This window comes from Corynebacterium sp. CCM 9204 (assembly GCF_041357695.1).
In the GTDB taxonomy this organism is placed as follows: Bacteria; Actinomycetota; Actinomycetes; order Mycobacteriales; family Mycobacteriaceae; genus Corynebacterium.
This window is the reverse complement of the sequence record NZ_JAUERX010000002.1, coordinates 364,757-386,266: the sequence shown is the minus strand read 5'-3', so window position 1 is coordinate 386,266 and position 21,510 is coordinate 364,757. Positions and strand designations below refer to the sequence as shown.

The 21,510-nt window shown below is 61.2% G+C and carries 18 protein-coding genes; 5 read left to right on the top strand and 13 right to left on the bottom strand.

Going from position 1 to position 21,510, the window contains the following annotated elements; translation table 11 throughout:
- Positions 1 to 45: 45 nt before the first annotated feature.
- A complete protein-coding gene (locus QWU43_RS05865) occupies positions 46 to 765 on the top strand; it encodes a LysE/ArgO family amino acid transporter (protein ID WP_370917364.1) in 720 nt (239 codons plus the stop codon).
- A 114-nt stretch (positions 766 to 879) separates the two neighbouring features.
- On the opposite strand, the gene mgrA is transcribed toward QWU43_RS05865, so the two are convergent.
- On the bottom strand, positions 880 to 1,980 hold the full coding sequence (mgrA, locus tag QWU43_RS05860; RefSeq protein ID WP_370917363.1) for an L-glyceraldehyde 3-phosphate reductase: 1,101 nt from the start codon (positions 1,978 to 1,980) through the stop codon (positions 880 to 882).
- A gap of 390 nt (positions 1,981 to 2,370) precedes the next feature.
- On the opposite strand from mgrA, the gene QWU43_RS05855 reads away from it, so the two are divergent.
- Positions 2,371 to 4,830 carry a polysaccharide lyase family 8 super-sandwich domain-containing protein gene (locus QWU43_RS05855; protein ID WP_370917362.1) on the top strand — a complete coding sequence of 820 codons (2,460 nt, stop codon included), beginning with the start codon at positions 2,371 to 2,373 and terminating at the stop codon, positions 4,828 to 4,830.
- 88 nt (positions 4,831 to 4,918) lie between these two features.
- Here the strand turns inward: QWU43_RS05855 and QWU43_RS05850 are convergent, their stop codons facing one another.
- The 8 genes from QWU43_RS05850 to QWU43_RS05815 form a co-directional block, all read right to left on the bottom strand.
- Positions 4,919 to 6,214: a hypothetical protein gene (locus QWU43_RS05850; RefSeq protein ID WP_370915041.1), complete on the bottom strand. Its 1,296-nt coding sequence runs from the start codon at positions 6,212 to 6,214 to the stop codon at positions 4,919 to 4,921.
- A gap of 332 nt (positions 6,215 to 6,546) precedes the next feature.
- A complete protein-coding gene (gene gatB, locus QWU43_RS05845) occupies positions 6,547 to 8,052 on the bottom strand; it encodes an Asp-tRNA(Asn)/Glu-tRNA(Gln) amidotransferase subunit GatB (protein WP_370915042.1) in 1,506 nt (501 codons plus the stop codon).
- Positions 8,053 to 8,363: 311 nt separating this feature from the next.
- Complete coding sequence (locus tag QWU43_RS05840; RefSeq protein ID WP_370915043.1) at positions 8,364 to 9,395, bottom strand: 6-phosphofructokinase; 1,032 nt, start codon at positions 9,393 to 9,395, stop codon at positions 8,364 to 8,366.
- Between the two features lie 10 nt (positions 9,396 to 9,405).
- Positions 9,406 to 10,833 (bottom strand): DHA2 family efflux MFS transporter permease subunit, encoded by a 1,428-nt coding sequence (locus QWU43_RS05835; RefSeq protein WP_370915044.1) that lies wholly within the window; start codon positions 10,831 to 10,833, stop codon positions 9,406 to 9,408.
- 7 nt (positions 10,834 to 10,840) lie between these two features.
- Positions 10,841 to 12,133, bottom strand: a complete 1,293-nt coding sequence (locus QWU43_RS05830) for an MFS transporter (protein WP_370917361.1) — start codon at positions 12,131 to 12,133, stop codon at positions 10,841 to 10,843.
- Positions 12,130 to 12,732 (bottom strand): MerR family DNA-binding transcriptional regulator, encoded by a 603-nt coding sequence (locus QWU43_RS05825; protein ID WP_370917360.1) that lies wholly within the window; start codon positions 12,730 to 12,732, stop codon positions 12,130 to 12,132. Before QWU43_RS05825 ends, QWU43_RS05830 begins: the two co-directional genes overlap by 4 nt.
- 81 nt (positions 12,733 to 12,813) lie before the next feature.
- Positions 12,814 to 13,572 carry a MerR family transcriptional regulator gene (locus tag QWU43_RS05820; protein ID WP_370917359.1) on the bottom strand — a complete coding sequence of 253 codons (759 nt, stop codon included), beginning with the start codon at positions 13,570 to 13,572 and terminating at the stop codon, positions 12,814 to 12,816.
- Between the two features lie 308 nt (positions 13,573 to 13,880).
- A complete protein-coding gene (locus tag QWU43_RS05815) occupies positions 13,881 to 14,075 on the bottom strand; it encodes an ATP-binding cassette domain-containing protein (RefSeq protein ID WP_370917358.1) in 195 nt (64 codons plus the stop codon).
- Between the two features lie 90 nt (positions 14,076 to 14,165).
- Here QWU43_RS05815 and QWU43_RS05810 point away from each other — a divergent pair, with 90 nt between their 5' ends.
- The gene (locus QWU43_RS05810) at positions 14,166 to 14,486 is read left to right on the top strand and encodes a hypothetical protein (protein WP_370915049.1); all 321 of its coding nucleotides are present in this window, start codon (positions 14,166 to 14,168) and stop codon (positions 14,484 to 14,486) included.
- A gap of 84 nt (positions 14,487 to 14,570) precedes the next feature.
- Here QWU43_RS05810 and gatA read toward each other — a convergent pair whose 3' ends face one another.
- The 3 genes from gatA to QWU43_RS05795 form a co-directional block, all read right to left on the bottom strand.
- Positions 14,571 to 16,064 carry an Asp-tRNA(Asn)/Glu-tRNA(Gln) amidotransferase subunit GatA gene (gatA, locus tag QWU43_RS05805; RefSeq protein WP_370915050.1) on the bottom strand — a complete coding sequence of 498 codons (1,494 nt, stop codon included), beginning with the start codon at positions 16,062 to 16,064 and terminating at the stop codon, positions 14,571 to 14,573.
- A complete protein-coding gene (gene gatC / locus QWU43_RS05800; protein ID WP_370917357.1) occupies positions 16,065 to 16,364 on the bottom strand; it encodes an Asp-tRNA(Asn)/Glu-tRNA(Gln) amidotransferase subunit GatC in 300 nt (99 codons plus the stop codon). It lies immediately after the preceding gene.
- A gap of 187 nt (positions 16,365 to 16,551) precedes the next feature.
- Positions 16,552 to 17,475: a LysR family transcriptional regulator gene (locus QWU43_RS05795; protein ID WP_370917356.1), complete on the bottom strand. Its 924-nt coding sequence runs from the start codon at positions 17,473 to 17,475 to the stop codon at positions 16,552 to 16,554.
- Positions 17,476 to 17,584: 109 nt separating this feature from the next.
- Here QWU43_RS05795 and QWU43_RS05790 point away from each other — a divergent pair, with 109 nt between their 5' ends.
- Together QWU43_RS05790 and QWU43_RS05785 are read left to right on the top strand one after the other, a co-directional pair.
- Complete coding sequence (locus tag QWU43_RS05790; RefSeq protein ID WP_370917355.1) at positions 17,585 to 18,532, top strand: threonine/serine dehydratase; 948 nt, start codon at positions 17,585 to 17,587, stop codon at positions 18,530 to 18,532.
- Positions 18,533 to 18,709: 177 nt separating this feature from the next.
- Positions 18,710 to 19,369, top strand: coding sequence for an amino acid-binding ACT domain protein (locus QWU43_RS05785; protein ID WP_370915053.1), 660 nt, complete (start codon positions 18,710 to 18,712; stop codon positions 19,367 to 19,369).
- 15 nt (positions 19,370 to 19,384) lie between these two features.
- Here QWU43_RS05785 and ligA read toward each other — a convergent pair whose 3' ends face one another.
- Positions 19,385 to 21,490, bottom strand: a complete 2,106-nt coding sequence (gene ligA, locus QWU43_RS05780) for an NAD-dependent DNA ligase LigA (protein WP_370917354.1) — start codon at positions 21,488 to 21,490, stop codon at positions 19,385 to 19,387.
- Positions 21,491 to 21,510 lie beyond the last annotated feature (20 nt).

Sequence of the window (21,510 nt, the reverse complement as noted above, 5' to 3'; positions counted from 1 at the left end):
AACTTTAACTTTTCTTAACCGCCACCCGGTGACACCATCAGAACCATGAACGTCGCACTCCACGGTTTCCTCATGGGCCTATCGCTCATCATTGCCATCGGACCCCAGAACACCCTTTTACTTCGGCAGGGAATCCGCCGCACCGCCGTCGGAGCAGTTGTCACTGTCTGTCTCGTTTCCGAATACATTCTCATCATCGGATCCACCGCTGGTGTCGGTGTCATCATCGACAGAGCACCCGTCATCCTCGACCTGATGAAGTACCTCGGATTCGCCTATCTCATCTGGTTTGCATTCACCTCATTTCGGGAAGCCTTTCATCCCGACCAAAACACGTTCACCCGAGACGAACAGAATCCCAGCGTCTCCCCCCTCCCTGATGACAACAGGTACACCATCAACACGTCTCCTGGCGGAACGGGTTCAGTAGCAGTCGCAGAACGCACCCTTCACACGGCAAAACAAGTACCACAACGGGTCTGGGTGAAACCCATCCTCGCAGCCCTCGCGATGACCTGGCTCAATCCCGCAGCCTACGTGGACATTGTGGTCATGCTGGGCGGCATCGCGAATCAATACGGGGAGATCGGTCGGTGGTACTTCGCTGCGGGGGCATTATTGGCATCGAGCATCTGGATGCCGACAATCGGATACGGCGCACGGAAACTGTCTGGCCCGTTGTCCCGACCCAATGTCGCACGAATGGTTAACATCGCCATTGGTGTCGTGATGATCATCATCGCGGTTCGGCTGCTCTTCCACTGACTCGGACCCCATGATTGCCGCCAAAACATCAGGTACAACCCCGAAGCCCCAGTGCACGGGAACACCCCGCACCGGAAGTCAACCGGATGCGGGGTGTTCCCGTGCACTGGGGCGTCACTTTTCCCGGGTCTTTGACCGTGTCGCTTGCGCCCAGATATTAATCCCCGCATCGCTGGCGATTTCGTCGATGGCCGACAACTCCACATCGGTGAACGTCAGGTTCTGCACGGCATCGATGTTCTGGTCGAGCTGTTCGACGGAGGAGGCCCCGACCAGTGCTGACGCCACCGACTGCTCCCCGTACCTCCCCTGGCTCCGGAGGACCCAAGAGATGGCCATCTGCGCGAGTGTTTGCCCACGCTCCTGCGCAATATCGTTGAGTCTGCGCATCATCCCGATGTTCTCGTCACTCAACATGTCCCCAGACAATGACTTGTGCGCGGCCGCGCGCGAGTCCTCCGGTACCCCGTAGAGGTAGCGGTCGGTGAGTAACCCCTGTGCAAGTGGTGAGAATGCGATCGTACCGACCCCGTTATCGGCTGCGGCCTCCAGAAGACTGTCCCCGTCCTCACCGGGTTCCTCGACCCATCGGTTGACGATGGAATAGCTGGGCTGGTTAATGAGTAGTGGATAGCCCTCCTCCGCCATCATCTCGGCGGCTTCGGTAAGCAGTTCTGGACCATAGCTGGACACCCCGACGTAAAGTGCTTTGCCACTGGAGACGATGTCTCTCAAGGCATACATCGTCTCCTCCAACGGAGTCTCGGGATCGGGCCGATGATGGTAGAAGATGTCGACATAGTCAAGGCCCATGCGACGCAGCGACTGGTCGAGAGATGACATCAGGTACTTCCGTGAACCGCCGAAACCGTAGGGCCCGGGCCACATGTCCCATCCAGCTTTGGATGAGATGATCATCTCGTCCCGCAAGCCCCGGAAGTCTTCGTCGAGAATGCGCCCGAAGTTGATTTCGGCGGAACCGTTGGGAGGGCCGTAGTTGTTGGCCAGGTCAAAATGGGTGACACCGCGGTCGAAGGCACGACGAATGATAGCCCGTTGGGTCTCCACAGGTTTATCGTCACCGAAGTTGTGCCACATTCCGAGGGAGACGACCGGGAGCTTCAGCCCGGAGTGCCCGACAGTACGGTACGGAACATCGCGGTAACGATCTGCAGCCGGTTGATAAGCGGGTTGGTTGTCCGGATTGAAAGGCATGCATCCAGTGTGCCCCGAGCGTCACCGCTTGTCGATGCCCCTCCATCCTCCACCCCGTTCGACACCCCGCAGCGTAGATGTCGGATACACCACACAGCTTTCACCTCACATACATGTCCGGGGGTGGTTCACTCCCCTTTCCCCACTCCTTCGGGGCTAGATCCACACCGCAGCGCAGGCAACTTCAGACGTTAAACCACATGATCTCCATTATTGTGACGGTCGCAATATCGCAGACCCTTTACTCCCGCGATTCAGTGGTTATCCTGCGGTTGAAGGTTTTTTTACTAAAAAGGATACGAGAGCCGGGGCAAGTGCAGCTCCGGCTGTTCCGGCGCGACGTATACCTACCAGGTGATAAGTCACCACCCGACCGATCAAGGAGAATCAATGCCGCTAACCAGACGAACATTCCTCAAAGCCTCCGCAATGGCGGGCGTAGTCACCGCGATGGGGGGCGTTTTCCAGAAGGCGGCAGCAGCCGAAATCCCGGATTCACTCTTCACTGAGCTCCGTCAACGCTGGGTCGACATCATCACTGCAAACAATCTCTACGATCCAAAAGATCCAGTTTTTATTCCCCTGCTCGCCTCGCTCGATCGCTCGATCGACAAGAATCTGGCCGACCTCGCCACAGGTTCCGAAGCCATGACTACGGTTTTCAAGAGCAAGAACCTCGCGGCCGAGAAATCCCCCGACATCACCTCCACCGCCCGCGGAATCCTCACCATGGCCACAGGCTGGGCGATTCCCGGTTCGAGGCACTTCCGCAACGAGTCGGTGCTAGCCACTACGATCGAGAGCTTCGACAGGTTCCTGCGGCTGCGGTACAACCCCAACCAGTTCGAATACGGAAATTGGTGGGACTGGGAATCCGGCGCAGCCCGGGCCATCGGAGACATCATGTGTCTCCTCGGCGAGGAGTTACCGGAAGACATTCGGACTCGGGCAGCCACAGGAATCAACCACTTCATCCCGGACCCCAAAGAGCAGGAGGTAAACAAAGGCGCCTCCCGTAAAACCTCGACCGGAGCAAACCGACTAGATCTGTGCCGCGCAGTCGCGTGCAGCGCAATTGCCGTTAAAGACGAGGAACGGCTACGCAGCGCACTCAACGGATTGTCAGACACATGGCAGTTCGTCGATACCGGCGATGGTTTTTACCACGACGGCTCATTCATCCAGCACACCAACATCCCCTACACAGGCGCGTACGGCAATGTCCTCATCTCGGGTCTCTCCCTCATGTTCGATCTGGTGGCGAACACCGGCTTCGACATCAGCGAGGAAGGAAAAAACCGTGTCTACTATCTCGTCGATCAGGCTTACATCCCGATCATCGTCGACGGTCAAGCACTTGACATCGTTCGTGGACGCTCCATCTCCCGGAAAGTGGAGCCAGGTTCCTCCCACGGTATTTCCATACTCACCTCGATCATTCGCCTAGCGGAACGGGCTCCAGCCGAATATGCGGAACGATGGCGGCGCACTTGCTCGGGATGGCTCCACCGCAACACCTACAATGACTTCACCGCAACAACCAGTATTTCGCAACTCGCGCTGGTTCTGCGAGCATTGAACAGTCCCGCCGCGCCAGCGCTCGCCGAACCCAAGATGTTTCCGTCGATGGATCGCCTTATTCACCGCAGCAAAGACTGGACCATGGCGGTTTCCATGTGTTCCCGACGGATCTCGTGGTACGAGTACGGAAACCAGGAGAATGAACTCGGGTCACGGACCGGAAGCGGCATGCGCTATCTCCTACTGCCGGAGAGCATGGGCCAGTACGAGGATGAATTCTGGTGCACCATCGACTACGCCGCTCCCCCGGGAACCACCGTGGATCACCATGAGCTGAGGCGTGGAGTCGGGCAGCCCTGGGGTGTAGAAACCCCACAAAATGAATGGACGGGAGGGCTGACAAGCGGGCCACTAAGTCTCGCCGCCATGCACCTGATCGGGCCCGATCTCAACGGACTGGAAGCTCGACGGCTCTGGTTGGGTACCACAGACTCCGTCGTCGAACTCGTCGGAGGGGTCAAAGCACCGAACAGTCCGGCGCTGACGGTCGTCGAACACCGCAACATGGGTGCCAACGGAGATCCTGCACTCACAGTGGATGGTAAGCGCGTGAGCGGGGAATCCACGGTCGCAAATCCGAAGTGGGCACATCTTGAGGGAGTTGCGGGATATGTCTTCCTCACCCCGGGATCCGTCAGAGCGAGCATCACCGAACGGACGAACACCTGGCTCGAGGTCAACCCCTTCCGACGCACCTACCCCGGCGCTGCCGAGCCGGTCACCCGAACTTGGGCGACCATCCAGTTCGATCACGTCGGTGAATCCGCCGAGGGTGGCGCCTGGATCCTTCTCCCCAAAGCCAGCGTAGAAGACACCCGCAGAATCGCGGAGGCACTGGCCGGTCCAGCACCTGCGGCGAAGATTGAACAGAATGATGCCAGTGCACAGGTCATCCAGAGCGGTGAAGCCACTGGTTTCGCGGTCTGGAAACCCGGTGTCTACGCCACCTGGGGCTTCGACAAGCCAGCCGTCGTCCTGGCTGAACACGCGGCGGACGAACTGACTGTGACCGCCGCGGACCCCACCCAGGAGGAATCGAGCCTGACAATCACCGTCCCGGGTGAATGGCCCGTGTCCTCCGGAGAAGGAGTTACTGTGAACGCGACACCAACGGCGACAACCCTCGTAGTCGATACCGCAGGTCTCGCAGGTTCATCGCGTAAGGTCATCCTCCGGAGGAAGGGGACAACTGTTCCGGAAGAGCCCCCGGCGGGAGGAGTCTCCAGTTCCTGGATGAGCACCTTCGGCAGCAGTTTCCTCTCATCGTAGGTAACGAGTCCTTCCCCGGATTCGGTGGCGCCCCCGGTTCCTCATCTCGCGGGAATCAGGGGCGTCACCTATGTCAGGACAGACTGGATTACCTCACGCGGGGTGTACCATTTTCGGTTGTCCCTCCATCGATGGAGAAGTCGACAGAGTCATCCTCGTGGAGCTCACGTTCGACCTTCTCCTGAACGGTCGCCGCCATCTCATCCTCGTCGATGTTCGATGCCTTCAGACGACGGTCCAGTTCCCGCTGGTGCCCGGCGGTGAACTTCTTCGCGGGATCAAGTTTTCGAGCCATGAGAACGCGTATGCGTTTACGCCGTTTAACTTCTGTCACGATCATTCCGCGGTCACGGATCCAGGCATAGATGAGAACAACCATGAGAGCGACACCAACGTACCCGAGCAGAGGGTAGAGATAGGTGACGAGGGTACGGAACCCTAGGAAACTCAGAACGAAGCCCACCAAGACCGCGATCACGAAAGTGGAATTAAACTTCTGAGGATTATTCACCGTCAGTCGGCGGGTGAGCGCATAGAACATCCCCAGCGCGGAGTTGAAGATCATGCCGTAGATGGCCACCGACATGAGGGTACCCATGATCGGGTGCATGAGGCCCACAAGAGTCAGCATCGGCATCGCATCATCCTTGAGCATGTCCACCTTGAGAAACAGCGAGGACGCGACAAGACACAGCATCAGCCCGAAGGTTCCGCCACCAATGAGTCCACCGAGGCCGGCGACTCGGGCATTGAGGTAGTAACCACCGATGACGATGGACATCGAAACGACGACAATCAGCGAGAATCCCAGGTAGTTCAGGGAAGCGACCCAGACGTTGGGCAACGTCGTATGGATCGTCGCAGCGGAGGCCTCGAGATGTGACCAGTCATCCGGGGCTGTGGCGAAAGCGTAAACAGCGGCGATGAAGATGAACAGGATAATTCCCGGGGTAATCGCCCCGATAATGTTGCTGACCTTGTCCACGTCGAGTCGTCCGAGAATCAGGACGAGAACGAGGAGTATAACCGCCCCAATCCACACCGGGAGTCCAAACTGCTGGTTGAGGTTGGCTCCGGCCCCGGCGAACATGACCATCCCCAGTGAGAAGATGGTCAACATCACTGAACCGTCGAGGAATTTCACGGCGACAGGGTGCGCCACCTTATCCAGCACCGCAGTATGCTCGCTGGCTTGATGGTAGCTTCCGAGCTGCAAGATGACGAGACCGACCACACACATCATCACCGCGACCGATACCGCTCCCCAGAGCCCGGCGTGACCGAACACGACGAAGAACTGGAGCACCTCCTGACCGGATGCAAATCCGGCACCGACGCTCAGGCCAACGAAGGCCATCGCGATTGCCATTACTCGTTTGAACATGTGGGGTTCTCCCTCTCCGGAGGATCGTCGAAGACTTGTCGTGGAGGCGAAGTCCCTTGACCTGGGTATCGCCAAAGGGAGATTGTAACGATACCGGACATGATAACCCATATCCATCGGATCGATATTCCTGAACAGCCTGTTTTCCCAGCGTCCTGACCGCTGTGACCTCTACGGGAAACCTGGCTGTCACGACTGGAACATCCATTTCATCGATGCCAAGACCTACTTCAGTCGGTGGACAAAGTGGTGCCCGCCACGGAGTCCTTTTGAATTCGTGGCGGGCACCCCAAAACAGTGGAACCAAAGGCTCGCGCCAGTCCCACTCAGGATCAGCGGCACTTCTCCGCAATGAGCTTGTTCACCAGTGCGGGGTCAGCTTTACCCCGGGTGGCCTTCATCACCGCGCCGACAATCGCCCCACCTGCCTTGGCGTTCCCGCCACGGATTTTCTCCACGATGTCGGGATTCGCGGCGAGCGCCTCGTCAACTGCCTTCTCGATGGCTCCGTCATCGCGAACCACCTCGAGGCCACGTGCGGCGACGACCTCGTCGATGTCCCCCTCGCCGGCGAGGACCCCGTCGACGGCCTGACGCGCAAGCTTGTTGGTCAGCTTCCCTTCCTTGACCAGTGCGGCGACACGGGCGACCTGAGCCGGGGTGACGTCGAGCTGTTCCAAGTCACAACCTGCCTCGTTGGCCTTCTGTGTGAGGTAGGAAACCCACCACGAGCGGGCTTCGGCCGGGGTGGCTCCCTCATCAACGGTAGCGATGATGAGATCAAGGGCACCGGCGTTGACCAGATCACGCATCTCCGCGTCGGAGAGCTTCCATTCTTCACGGATCCGAGCCTTGCGCACCCAGGGCAATTCGGGCAGGGTGGCACGGATCTCCTCGACCCATTCTCGTGGGGCGACCACGGGAGGGAGATCGGGGTCATTGAAGTAGCGGTACTCCTCCGCGGTCTCCTTGATTCGCCCAGCCGTCGTCGAACCGTCCGTCTCGTGGTAGTGACGAGTCTCCTGGCGGATCGAACCGCCCTCAGTGATGACCTGGGCCTGGCGCTGCATCTCGTAACGCACGGCCTGCTCGACGGACTTCAGCGAGTTGATGTTCTTGGTCTCGGTGCGGGTACCGAACTCGCTCTGCCCGATGGGGCGCAGCGAAAGATTGGAATCGACTCGCATCGAACCCTGATCCATGCGAGCATCGGAAACACCGAGTGCCTTGACCAGATCACGGAGAGCGGTGACATAGGCTCGCGCGACCTCCGGGGCTCGGCCCCCGGCGCCTTCAATAGGTTTGGTCACGATCTCGATGAGCGGTACCCCGGCGCGGTTGCAGTCCACCAGTGAAGATGTCGCACCCTGGATCCGCCCCTCCGAACCGCCGAGGTGCGTCAGCTTACCGGTGTCCTCCTCCATGTGCGCACGTTCGATCTCCACTCGCCAGGTGCTGCCGTCATCGAGAATGACGTCCAGGTATCCGTCATAGGCGATGGGTTCATCGTACTGGGAGATCTGGTAGTTCTTCGGCTGATCCGGGTAGAAGTAGTTCTTTCGGGCGAAGCGGGACGATTCAGCGATGGAGCAGTTCAACGCGAGTCCGATCTTGATCGCCCATTCCACGCCTTTTGCATTGACGACAGGCAGTGCCCCCGGCAGCCCGAGGCTGACAGGGTCGACATTGGAGTTCGGGGCCGAACCGAAGTTCGCGGAGGACGCGGAGAACATCTTCGTCTCCGTCTGCAGCTCGACGTGAACCTCCAGCCCCATCACCGGGTCAAAGTGTGCGAGTACCTCATCGAAATCCATAAGATCATTTACCGGAGCAGTCATGCCCGACAGTCTAACGGCTCACCGGTAGATGCCGCGCGTCCACTCCCGAGTTCCCGTCCTCGAGGACCGGATAGGGCGCCGCTTCGGATCCTTACGGTTCCCGGGTGAACGCCCGCAGGAAGAGAACGGTGAACCTGTCACGACGAAGACCCCGACGATCAGACCACTCAGATTCAGTACCATCCCTGCCCTCGAACCACACAGAACCACACAACGGAAATGAAGGTGCCACAGGCCTGAAGACACCGGTCAACGCGCACCACCCCGGAAGAACAGTTGTTCTTCCGGGGTGGTGCGCGCATGGAACAGCGTCAGCCGAACAGTGCTTGGGCGGTGCGGTAGCGACCTTCAGGAACCCGCTTCAGAGTACCCACAGCCTCTTCGAGATCAATGAGGTTGATGTGCTCACCTTTCAGAGCGACAACCTTGCCGAAGTCACCTGTGTGGCAGGCGCGGGCTGCGTGCACACCGTAGCGGGTGGCCAGAACCCGGTCGTAGGCGGTGGGGGTGCCACCACGCTGGATATGCCCGAGAACCGTGGTGCGGACATCATGTCCAGCCCGAGCCTGGATCTCGTCGGCAATCTGTTGCCCCATCCCGGTGAAGATCTCATGCCCGAACTGGTCCACTCCCCCGGACTTGAGTTCCATGGTGCCTTCCTTGGGCATAGCACCTTCCGCGACGACGACGATGCCGTACTTCTCCCCCATCTGGAAGCGTCGCTCCATGGCTTTGCAGATTTCCGCGACGTCGAAAGGCTGCTCCGGAATCACGATGTAGTGCGCGCCACCTGCCATACCTGCGTGCAGGGCAATCCAACCGACGTGACGGCCCATCACCTCGACGATCATGACCCGGTTATGGGACTCCGCTGTAGTATGCAGCCGATCAATGGCATCCGTGGCGACGGACACGGCGGTATCGAAACCGAAGGTGTAGTCGGTTCCATTGACGTCGTTATCAATCGTCTTCGGAACACCGACCACGGGGATACCGTTATCAGAAAGCCATTTAGCCCCCTTGAGTGTTCCTTCACCTCCGATGGGGATCAGGGCATCGACACCGGCATCTGCCAGATTCGCCTTGATCTGTTCGAGGCCGTTCTTGAACCTATCGGGGTGAAGCCGACCGGTTCCGAGAATCGTGCCGCCCCGGAGAAGAATCCGGTCAATGGACTCGTCGTCGTAGAGCTGGACACGGCGGTCCTCCATGAGACCGACCCAACCGTCCTGATATCCGACGACAGTTGAGCCGTAGTCCGAGCTAGCAGTGCGGACGATACCGCGGATGACAGCGTTGAGGCCGGGGCAATCGCCGCCGGAGGTCAGTGTCGCAATTCGCATAGTTTCTATCTTAGTCTGCCTTACCACCAGATGCCCGTTCGGAAGATGATCTGAAGAAAGAAACAGAAACAAAACCAAGAAAAAGTACGCAGGCCGTGATGATTACTGCGTTCCCCATCGCATTCCCGAGAGACGTTTTCGCTGCTCCTATCTGCATTGCTGCCCCGACGGCCGCCGCACCGACGACAGATCCGACCTGTCGTGTGGTGTTGTACACACCCGAAGCCGCACCAAGTCGATGGAGTGACAGATCTCTCATCGCGGTCGCCGAATTGGGCGACCAGATGAACCCGTGTCCCACTCCCATGAGCAGAATCGGTAAGAGAAGCCACCAAACGGAAATACCGTCACGCATCACAGCGGCAAGCACCCCGACCGCGACGGTCATCGCCCCGAAGCCGATCATCGAGAGTGTCCTCGGGTGAACCCGGTCAGCGAGCCGACCGACAAACGGCGAAAGAACTCCGGAAATGACAGCGGTGGGGACAAGCATGAGCCCGGCTTTCTCCGCACTCATCCCGAGACCATTCTGCAGGTAGATCATCATCGGTAGCGCGATGGACGCAACGGCGAATCCCATCGTCGCGATCGAGAATGCACCGATGGAGAAATTTCGGTTTCTGAAAATACCGAGGGGAATCAACGGGTCGGTGCCCTGCTCTCCCGCCGTGTGCTGACGCCAGAGAAACAGGAGCATCGAGATGATCCCGCCGAAGAACACGATCCAGATCCACCCGGGCCAGTTCAGCTTCGGCCCCTGCTGCATGGCGTAGACGACACCAAACACAGCGAACAGAGAGAGCACAACGCTCAGGACATCAACCTGGCGCGTCGTCTTCTCCATGGTAGGTACCCATTTCGCCACCATCACCAGACTTAGTACCCCGAAGGGGATGTTGATGAAAAAAATCCACTGCCAGCCGAGGGTGCCGGTGATTAGGCCACCAAGAAGTGGGCCAGCAAGGGACGCAAACCCGGCGACAGCTCCCCAGATACCCATGGCTGCACCTCGGCGTTCCCTAGCGAAGATCCGGTTGATCACACTCATGGTCTGAGGGGTGAGAATCGATGCCCCGAGCCCCTGAACGGCTCGTGCTGCAATGAGCCACTCAATGCTGGGGGCGAGCCCACAGGCCAGTGAGGAGAGGGTGAAGATGATCATGCCGACGAGGTACACGTTGCGCTGACCGTACCGGTCACCGAGACGCCCGGTAACTAGGAGCGGCACCGCAAATGTGATGAGGTAGATCGACGTGACCCAGACGACTGCGTTGAGCGACGCCCCCAGCTCCGTCTGGAACTGCGGCGTCGCCACCGCCACCACCGTTTGGTCGAGAAGGATCATGAAGAACCCGATACACAGCGCGGCAAGTGCGCGCCATGCCTGTTTCTCGGGCAGGACGGGGGACGCGGATCGGATATCGGTCACCCCGCCCATCCTACGACTACCGCTGTTCTGCGCCCTCCACTGTCACTGCATCCCGGTTGTCCCCGGTCGTCGGCTCCAGGTTGGGTTCCGACTGCGCCGGCGGCACTGTCCGGACTCCGCGGACCCCGGACCACATGCCGAAGGGAAGGAAGCTGAGCCCGATACCGAGGGCCGTGCGGTAGACACCAAAGGTGGCGATCAGCGGTGCGGTCACGGTGAGCCCGACCGGCTGGCTGAGACTTCCGGCCGCGGTGAACAGGGACAGGGTCCGCCCGCGCACCCGGTCGGGCACGGTCTCGGTGATCAGGACGAGATGCAGTGGCCCGAAGAGACCGGCACCGATCCCGGCGAGCGCCATTCCGGTGAACACCAGCGGATCACGGCCGAGTCCGCCCAGGAAGAGAAACGCCAGGACGAACAGGACGACGGTGGTCGCCCAGAGCGTCCGCCTGCGTCGGGTGCCCAGAATCGTGGCCAAGCCACCGCCAATGACGAATCCGACGGCGTAGGCGGCGAGCACCGCCCCCATCACGGCCGGGGCGTCGACGGACTGGTAATGGGCGGGCAGGAGGATCACCAGATACGGGACGACGAGCATGGTGGACACCAGTTCCATGATGAGCAGGAGGCGCACGATGGGGTGGGTGAGGATCTCGCGCCACTGACGTACGACGCCCATGTCAGGAACCTCCGGGTCCATGTCCCTGGCGTAGCCACCTGTATGCGTGACCCGCACGACAGTGGTCAACGCTGCAGCGGCGAAGGAACAGCCTGCGGTTATCCAGAGCACCGTGATCACCGGCTGCACCGCCATCAGCACGCCTCCGAGTGCAGGCCCGATCAGTGCAGCGACACCCACGAGTGTCTGCATGATCCCGGCGAGTCTGTCCCGGGATACCCCGGACGTGGCCGAGACGTCGCCGAGCAGTGACTGTCTGGCGGCCATTCCGGGTACGTCACCGACCGCGCCGAACACGGCGAGCCCGATGAACCAGGCGAGTGTCAGCTCCAGGGAGGCGTCGACGGCGATGAGGGCGACGACGGAGAGTCCGCTGATCATGTCGGAGATCACGCTCATAGGTTTGCGCCCCAGTGTGTCGATCATCTGACCCCCGATGAACGACACGACCAGTGCGGCGAGCGCGGTGACCGCAACGACGGTGCCCGCGGCTGCGGGGTCCCCGGTCCGTTCGAGGATCAGCCATGGCCAGGTGATCAGCGCGATGGAGTTGCCGAACTGCGAGAGCCCGGCGGAGGAGAGGTAGAGCCACGCGGAGGCGCGGTGCCGCGCCGGGGTACCGGTCGTCATCGTGCGACCTCCGTGCCCGTGAGCTGTCCGACTAGTTCGTTGAACCGAATGATGGCCGGAGGGATGTCCCCGATCACGGAGTCGAGCACCACCGATGTGGGGAACTCTCCCCTCCGGAGTTCCTCCTCGTCGAGCTGCCGGATGTAGTCGGCCGCCCGGCGGGCGATTTCCGCCACGAGAGGATCGTCCGGTTCCACCGTCCACAGGTGGCTGACGTACCGGAGCAGCACCCGGTACTCCGCGGACTCGAGGGCCTCGGTCGCCCACCGGACGCCGTCGTCGAACGTGTCCGGGAACACCGACCGGCAAACGACCCACACCCGGCCGATCGCACGGATGAATTCCTCGGCGACCCCGATCTCCCGCCATCGGCGGAACAGCGCCGCGTTCCCGTCGGACAACCCGACGAGTTCCGGCGAGTCCAGCCCGGCGAGGGACCTGACCCGGGCGAGCCGTACGGCGTCGGCCGGGACGTAGATCCGTCGCCCCGCGCTGTCCAGACCGGCGGGCGGCATGAGCCCGATGTCGTGGTAGTGCCGGATCGTTCGTGCCGAGACCCCCGCGAAGGCGGCCAGTTCTCTGATGGTGAGCATCGTCATGGCTGGGACGCTAGTTGCTTCCGTTGGGGCAACCGCAAGAGATCCGGGGGGACGGTTCCGTCAGTGGATCGCCCGACTTGTTCACTGTTCCGCATCATTGACGTACAACCGGTAAACGAGTTCATTGAACCGCACGAGTGCCGGCGGATAGAACTCGATCACGGAATCGACGACAGCGGAGTCCGGGGTCACGAACTGTTCCTTGTCCGGGCCGTACGTGGCACTGAGATAGGCCGCCAGCCGCCGGGCGGTGTGCTCGACGGCGGGATCATCCGGGTCCGTGTCCCAGAGCTCCGAGATATCGGTGAGCAGGTGCCGGTACTCCGGGTAATCCAGGTCACCGGCACCATGGCGGAGGCGTTCCCGGAAACGGCCGGGGAAGACCACCGCACAGACCGTCCATGTCGCCCTGGTCGCCGCGATCAGCTCCTCGCGAATCCCGATCCGGCGCCACTCCCCGAGTATCTCTATGGCCTCGGTGGGAAGTCCTATGCGGTCGGGGTCAGCGAGTTCCCGAAGCCTGGCCCGCCGAGCGCGCACGGTCTTCTCCTCGGCGTCGAGACGCCTGTCAACCCGCTGCCGCAGTGACCGGTAGACGTCGCCGTCGATGTCCCAGGCACCGGGAGGAAGGACGTCGAGGATGTCGTTCAAGCTGAACCCCGCCTCGATGAGGTTCCGGATACGGACCAGGCGCACCGCGTCCTCCGGAACATAGATACGCTGTCCGGATCCGTCCCGACCGGCGGGTGGCATGAGGCCAATGTCGTGGTAGTGCCGGATCGTGCGGGTGGTGACCTCCGCGAACACGGCCAGGTCACGGATCGTGAGCGTCATGGTCATGACGCTCAGGTTAGGCGTTGACCCTGCGGTAACCGCAAATGTTCGCCACTTCCTTTACCACGTGACTCCCGCAGCCTATTCCCGGTATACAGCCAGTGGACGACCCGTCGGAACGCGCGGGCGTGGCCCGATGCGACGGTGGCAAGCACATCTGCCAGCAGGTGGTGGAGGGTGTATGACGAGGATCAGTCCCGTGGATGCGGCGCCCATTCCCGGCGACGTATCGGGTCTGGACAGGTGGCCGTCCGTCCAGACGGTGACGACAGGTGGTGGGTAGCATTCTCCCGGTAGGATCGCCGCGAGGATGATCAGCCCACCGACCACAAGGACGCGGTTCTGATTCCCTCATCTGGGTCGAGTTCCCCGGTGAGCAGTTCGAGGAAGGTTGTCTTTCCGGCACCGTTACGACCGGTGACACCATGTGTACCGGGGTACAGTTGCAGATTCAGGTCGGTGAGTGTGTGCTCCCTTTTTCCTCCGGCCCAGGAGACAACGGAACGCACGATCTTTTCTGGTGGCAGGAGAAAACGTGTGTGCGGTCGTCTTCTTTTCGGTCTCACTGGACCGATCTCAAAGGCTCTAAGGTGGACAACATGGATATGACATTGAAGAAAGCAGAAGACGTCAACACGGCAGCGGTGGTCACCACGGGTCTGATCGGTGGGTGGCTAACCGCCCGCGAAACCGGTATCCGCCCCCTCGGTGGAGTTCTACTCGGGGCCGCCGGAATCTGGGCTGCCCGTACCTGGGCGGCCCAGAAGGGGCCACTCACCGCAACCGCACTCACAGGTCTCTATATCGGGGCATTCGGAGCCTCGCATCCGCTGGCCAAGAAGATCGGTTCCTGGCCTGCTGTTCTCGCCGTCACCAGCATCACCGCAGGTACCGCATATCTAGTCAGTGACCGCGCCTGATTCCCCGTAGACCGGGAGACAAGAACCGGCCCCACAGTTGAACTGTGGGGCCGGTTCTTGTCGTGATAATCCGTTTGACGGAGTTTAGCCACGCCCCACTTCGAAGGCGGCGCCGACCCGGTAAAGCCGATCATCAGCGAATGCGGGGGCCATGATCTGTAGACCGACGGGCAGTTCCGTATCGGTTGCCAGACCTGACGGCAGGGACATACCGCAGACACCGGCGAGGTTGAGCGGTAGCGTGCACAGATCAAAGTTGTACATCGCCATCGGATCGGAAACCTTTTCACCCAGCTTGAACGCCGTCGTCGGCGTCGTCGGGGAAATCAGGACATCACATTTCTCATACGCACTGGCGAAATCCCGCGCGATAAGTGAGCGGACACGCTGCGCCTGCAGGTAGTAGGCATCGTAGTAGCCGACTGATAGAGCGTAGGTACCGAGGAGGATGCGGCGCTTGACCTCGGGGCCGAATCCGGCGGCACGGGATAGCGACATAACTTCTTCAGCGGACCGCTCCCCATCATCACCAACCCGTAGCCCGTAGCGCATGCCGTCGAAGCGGGCGAGGTTAGAGGACACCTCGCACGGGAGGATCAGGTAGTAAGCGCCGAGAGCCTCGTCGAAGTACGGGCAGTCGACCTCGACAATCTCCGCCCCTTGGTTCCTGAGCTGCTCGACGGCTGCATGGAAGGAGTTGAGGACACCGGGTTGAAAACCCTCTCTGTCGAACTGCTTGACTAGCCCGATCTTCACACCGCTGAGATCACCGGTGGCACCGGAGCGGGCGGCACCGACAACATCGGCGACCGGCCGGTTAACACTGGTTGCATCAAAGGGATCATGGCCCGCGATGACCTCATGCAGCAATGCGGTATCGAGCACGGTACGCGCGGTGGGGCCACCCTGGTCCAGGGATGAGGCGCAGGCGACGAGTCCGTAGCGGGACACGGTGCCATAGGTCGGCTTCACGCCGACTGTATCGGTGAGCGCGGCTGGCTGGCGGATGGAACCACCGGTGTCGGTGCCGATGGCGAGCGGCGCCTCACCGGAGGCGAGGGCAGCGGCGCTGCCGCCACCTGAACCACCGGCGGTACGCTCCGGATCCCACGGGTTCCGGGTCGGGCCGTATGCCGAGTTCTCAGTGGACGATCCCATGGCGAACTCGTCCATGTTGGTCTTACCCAGGATCGGGATGCCCGCGGCACGGATCCGACCGGTCACCGTGGCGTCATAGGGGCTCATGTAACCCTCGAGCATCTTCGAGCCACAGGTGGTGGGGGCGTCGGTCGTGGTGAACACGTCCTTCAGCGCGAGCGGAACACCGGCGAGTGCCGATGCTGGCTTCTCTCCTGCATCCAGGGTGCGGTCAACCTCGGCCGCTGCCGCCAGGGCGGCCTCCTCACCGACATGCAGGAATGCGTGGATCTCCCCGTCGACGGCGTTGATGCGGTCGAGATGGGCGCGGGTGACTTCGACGGAGGTGACCTCACGGGAGTGAATTTTCTCGGCCAGTTCCGCAGCGGTCAGCCGGGTCAATTCATTGCCGGAGGCGGTGTAGCGCAGATCGGTGGTCATCTAGTCTTCCTCCCCGAGGATGTGCGGAACCTGGAAACGCTGCTCTTCTACGGCGGGCGCCTGATCGAGCGCCTGCTCGGCGGAGAGGGTCGGCAGAACGACGTCCTCGCGCATCGGGGTCTGGATGACATGCGGGTGGCTCATCGGCTCGACGTCCGAGGCATCGACGCTCCGGACCGCACTGACGTTGGAGATGATGTCGTCGATCTGGTCGACAAAGGCGTCAAGCTCTTCATCTGTGAGGGCCAACCGGGACAGTTTGCCGAGGTGCGCCACCTCTTCACGGGAAATCTGGGACACGTCTGTGCTTCCTCTTTTCGCGTCATTATTGTCACGTCGGAGCGCACCTCCCCTTACTTCCGGCGGACGCCTGAAACGTAGCGGGACGACAGGGCGGTGCGTCACGGTGTTTGTGCGCCCACCACTCTAACGCACCGCTTCCAGTATCCACCGGTGAGCCACCGCAGCCCCATCTCTAGCCCACTACTCAGAGCTGCTCTGAATCACCGACGCGCTCCGACGCCAGCTCCCGGACAGCCCCGACAACCGCCGCGACCGATGGAGCGTGCGGCTCCCGCCCTCTGCTGACAAGCCGAACATCCCGCCCCCGCCCCAAGAGTCGGAGCACGTTGACACCGGGGTGACGGTGGGCAGCCAGGGCGAGATCAGGCAGGAGCGCCACGCCGTGTCCCGCTGCGACGAGCGCCTGCACGGCCACGTAGTCGTCACTGGAATAGCCTGTCTCCGGGGTGAAGCCCGCGTCTTCGCAGAGCGTGATCAGATGGGTCCGGCAACTCGGGCAGCCAGCATGCCATCTCCGTTCGGAGAATGCACGCAGTGCCCCAGGATAGACGGCATTTCCTTCCACAGACAGATCCACGGGGAGCGGGGTATCCGTGGGGACAACGAGGTTGAGGTCTTCCCGGAATAGGACGGACCCGGCTTCAGCAGCATCGGTTCCATAAGTGAAGGTGAGAGCAAGATCTGCGGTCCCCTCAGCCAACGCGGTGGTGGCAGCGGGCGGTTCCGCAGCAATCACGTCGAGGGTGAGGTCCGGGAAGCGCTCCGCGATCCGCGTGAGTACACCGGGAATGAGAGTTGCCGTGGCGGAAGGAAACGATGCAATACGTACAGTGCCCCGTTCGAGTCGGCTCATCGCCGCGAGATCCCGGTCGATCCGTTCGAGTTCCGCGAGTATTCCCCTGCCGCGACGGGCGAGTTCCTCGCCCTCCGCAGTGAGCACGAGGGTGCGTCCGCACCTCACAACCAAGGTTGCTCCGGTTTCGGCTGCGAGCCGATGGAGGTGGTGTGTGGCAGTCGGCTGGGTCATCCACAGTGCTTTCGCAGCCCGGGTCAGCGTACCGTGTTCCGCGAAAGCCACGAGTACCCGGAGTCTCTCGACATCAATCACGGTCTGCTCCTCGTGTATTTTCGGGATTCATAAAAAGATCGATACCACCGATAGATATCAGATAAACAATCGCTTGGACGAATGGTTCTGGTGTGCAGAGACTGGTGTCATGGTTGATTTTGAGGACATCCGGACAGCGCACCGCCATTACACTGCAATTCTTCCACCCACACCAGCATTCAGTTACCCCACCCTTAATGCCGTCTGTGGTGGGGCGTCCGTCGTGGTGAAACACGAAAACACCCAACCAACCGGTGCGTTCAAGATCCGGGGCGGCATCTCCTACTTCGCTGAACGAATGGCCCAGGGAACCCGCCTCGAATCGGTGGTCACCGCATCGACAGGTAATCACGCCCAGTCGATCGCTTGGAGCGCCGCCCGGAACGGGGTCGACGCACTCATCGTCGTCCCCGAAACCACCCCAGAAGCAAAGGTTCACGCAATCAGCGGTTGGGGTGCCCGGGTTGTCCGGTATGGAGCCACGATGTCCGAGGCGCTCACCCATGCCCGCGACGAGTATCCGAACCGAGTCTTCGTGAGCCCCTCAGACCCCGATATAATCGCGGGACACGGTGGTGTCTACCTCGAACTCTTACAGCAGCACCCCGACCTGGAGGTGGTCTACGTCCCGGTCGGTAGCGGAACAGGAGCCTGCGGGTCGATACTCGTTCGGGACGCGTTGGCCCCGGAATGTCGGATAATCGGAGTGCAGTCCGCTCAGGCCCCCGCCGCGCACCGCGCATGGACGACAGGCGAACCGACGGAGATCACCCCCATGACCCGAGCTGCGGGCCTGGCCACCGGTTCGAGTTACCCGGAGCCGCAGAGGATCATGCGTGGGCTGGACGATTTCATACTCGTCGACGATACGGAAATAGACCTCGCCCGGAGGATTCTCGCGACCCGGGCGCACACTCTCGCCGAAGGTGCGGGCGCCGCCGGACTCGCGGGACTGCTCGCTGACTTCCGCAGGGAAACAGCCTCCGCTAACCACTGTGCAATCGTGGTGACAGGTGGAAACGCCGACGACAATGAACTCGCGACCCTCGGCCGCTGATCTCTCCGGGAACTTCGGGACACGTTCAGGCGTTATCATCATGAACCGGTGTCCACGATGCCGCGGCTGGGTGTCATCCCATCCGGGAACTGGACACCATTTCCGCATGACGGGAACCCACTGAGTTAACCGCATGCGGGACAACGATGACACTCCCCGAAAGGTCACCTGCTAACGATGTCCTACCTCCTCCGCGTGCTCCTGCCCGACGTCCCGGGAAGCCTCGGCCAACTAGCGGAGGCGCTCGGCCTGGTGGAGGGCAACATCCAGTCCGTCGACGTCGTATCGACGTTCCCGGACGGTACCGCGATGGATGACATCGTCGTTTCTCTTCCCTCGACGCTCCTTCCGGATTCCCTGATCAGCGCCGCTGAACAAGTGGAGGGCGTGCAGGTCGACTCAATCCGCCCATTCTCCGGGACCGTCGACAGACGGGGCCAGATCGAAATGCTCGCCCTCGTCGCCAGACACCGCCGGAACGTGAATCGCGCGATGACCGAACTTGTCACCGTCCTCCCCAGGACAATGACGTCCGGCTGGGGCATCGTCCTAAACACGGAACCACGACTCACCCGAATAGCTGCATCGCAGGCCGCTCCAGAAGATGACGGCTCGAATCCAGAGACCGGGATAGATTGCTCCCGGATCCTCGACCGGGAACGGGACACCTGGATTCCAGAGTCCTGGACGCTCCTCGACTCGGCACTCGCAGCTACCCCGATCCGGGGAACTACTCTCGCGCTAGTGGTGGGGAGGCCCGGTGGACCCGATTTCCTCGCCAGCGAAGTCGAACACCTCGGGCACTTGGGCGACATCATCGGGTCAATACTGAAGTAACCGGGAAATAAGGGATCAGTCGACGGTGTCCAACGCCGCGACCCCCCTTTCCAGTAAACGGGTGAAGCTGTCTTCATCGAGAATCCGCAGTCCCAGTTCCCGGGCCTTCGTCTCTTTCGAACCCGCATTGTCCCCGACCACCACGAAGTCGGTTTTCTTTGACACCGATCCGGAGGCTTTTCCTCCTCTGAAGATGATGGCCTCTTTTGCACTGTCCCGCGTGTAGTTTTGCAGTGATCCGGTGATGACCACGGTAAGGCCTTTGAGCGTCTGTGCCGCACTGTTGTCAGCGGAATCCTCCATCGTGACTCCAGCAGCGGCCCAGGCGTCGACGATTGTCCGATGCCAATCCACTTCAAACCAGTCCAGGAAACTACGGGCGATCACTTCACCGACGCCCTCGGTGTCCGCGAGTTCCGCGATATCCGCTGCCCGCATGGCCGCCAGCGACCGGAATCGGCCAGCTAGGGAACGGGCCGCAGTGGGGCCGACGTGCCTTATGGACAGTGCGACGAGTACCCGCCACAGTTCCACCCGTTCCGTGGCCTCCCGCAGGTTCTTCAACAGTTTCTGGCCTTGGGCATTCACTTTCCCAGTCTTCGTCGTGTAGACCGATGAGCGTGAGAGAGAATCCTCGGTGAGAGAGAACAGCCCGGATTCATCCACGAGAATACCGCTACGAATCAGATCGATGGCCCCCTTCTCCCCCAGCGCCTCAATGTCGAATGCACCACGCCCCGCCAGGTAGGTCAGCCGGGCGGAAAGTTGACCAGGGCAGCTTCGGGTATTCGGGCAGCGCCAGTCGGCATCTTCCGCCCGGGTCGGCGCGATCCGGGTACCACACTCTGGACACAGAGTGGGGAATACGAAGGCACGTTCGGTTCCATCCCGCTTCTCAACGACCGGACCCAGAACCTCGGGGATCACTTCCCCGGCTTTCCGGATAACGACGATGTCTCCGATCAGGACGCCTTTACGTCGGACTTCGGTCTGGTTGTGCAACGTGGCCATCGACACGGTGGATCCAGCGACGAACACGGGCTCCATAACCGCGAAGGGGGTGACCCGGCCGGTACGCCCGACACCGACCTGGATGTCGATGAGCCGGGTCGTGACCTCCTCCGGGGGATACTTGTAGGCTATGGCCCACCGAGGTGCACGGGAGGTTGATCCCAGAGCTCGCTGGGTGGCGAGGTCATCGACCTTGATCACGACACCATCCATCTCGTGAGTCGCGTCGTGACGATGTTCCGCCCAATAGCGCACGCGGTCGTGTACCTCCGCCGCCGTGCTCACGGCACGGGTATACGGGGATACGGGAAGCCCCCAGGCTTCCAACGCGAGATACGCATCATACTGGGAGACGGGGGTGAAGCCCTCGGCTGCACCTATACCGTGGCAGATCATCCGCAATCGACGCTTGCGGACATCCGCGGTGTTCTTCTGCCGAAGTGACCCGGCTGCGGCATTCCGGGGATTCGCGAAGGGCTTGCCGCCGTCTTTGATCCGCTGTGCATTCACCTCGGCGAAATCCTCCACGGGAATGAATACCTCACCCCGGACCTCCAGCAAGTCGGGAACCGGATACTCCGCACTACCGGTGAGCTCGTGCGGGATATCATCGATCACCCGTGCATTGGCGGTGATATCCTCACCGATCCTGCCATCACCACGCGTGGCCGCTCGATCGAGCAGTCCGTTCCGGTAGATGAGATCGATCGACAGTCCATCAATCTTGAGCTCGGTCAGATATCTGGGGGCTGGGGTTCTGGCGAGCCAATCTGCGAGTTCCGTGGCATCGAAGACGTTATCGAGGCTCAGCATCCGTTCCGGGTGCTCGACATTGGCGAAACTGGAGCTACCGGAAACCGGTGCTCCGACTGACATCGTGGGACTGTCCGGCACCGCGAGTTCAGGATGCCCCGCCTCCAGTGCCTGCAGTTCACGAAAGAGTGCGTCGAAGTCTGCGTCGGGGATCGAGGGCCGACCATTGTAGTAAAGATCCCGATGGTAGCGGATCTCATCCGCGAGTTCGTTCCACCGTCTGCGAAGATCGGTATCGCTCGCTGTGGATGCCGCGGCACCGGCCCGGCCTTCAGGGTTGTTGTAGCGCTGAGTCACGCGTGCCAGTTTAACGGTCG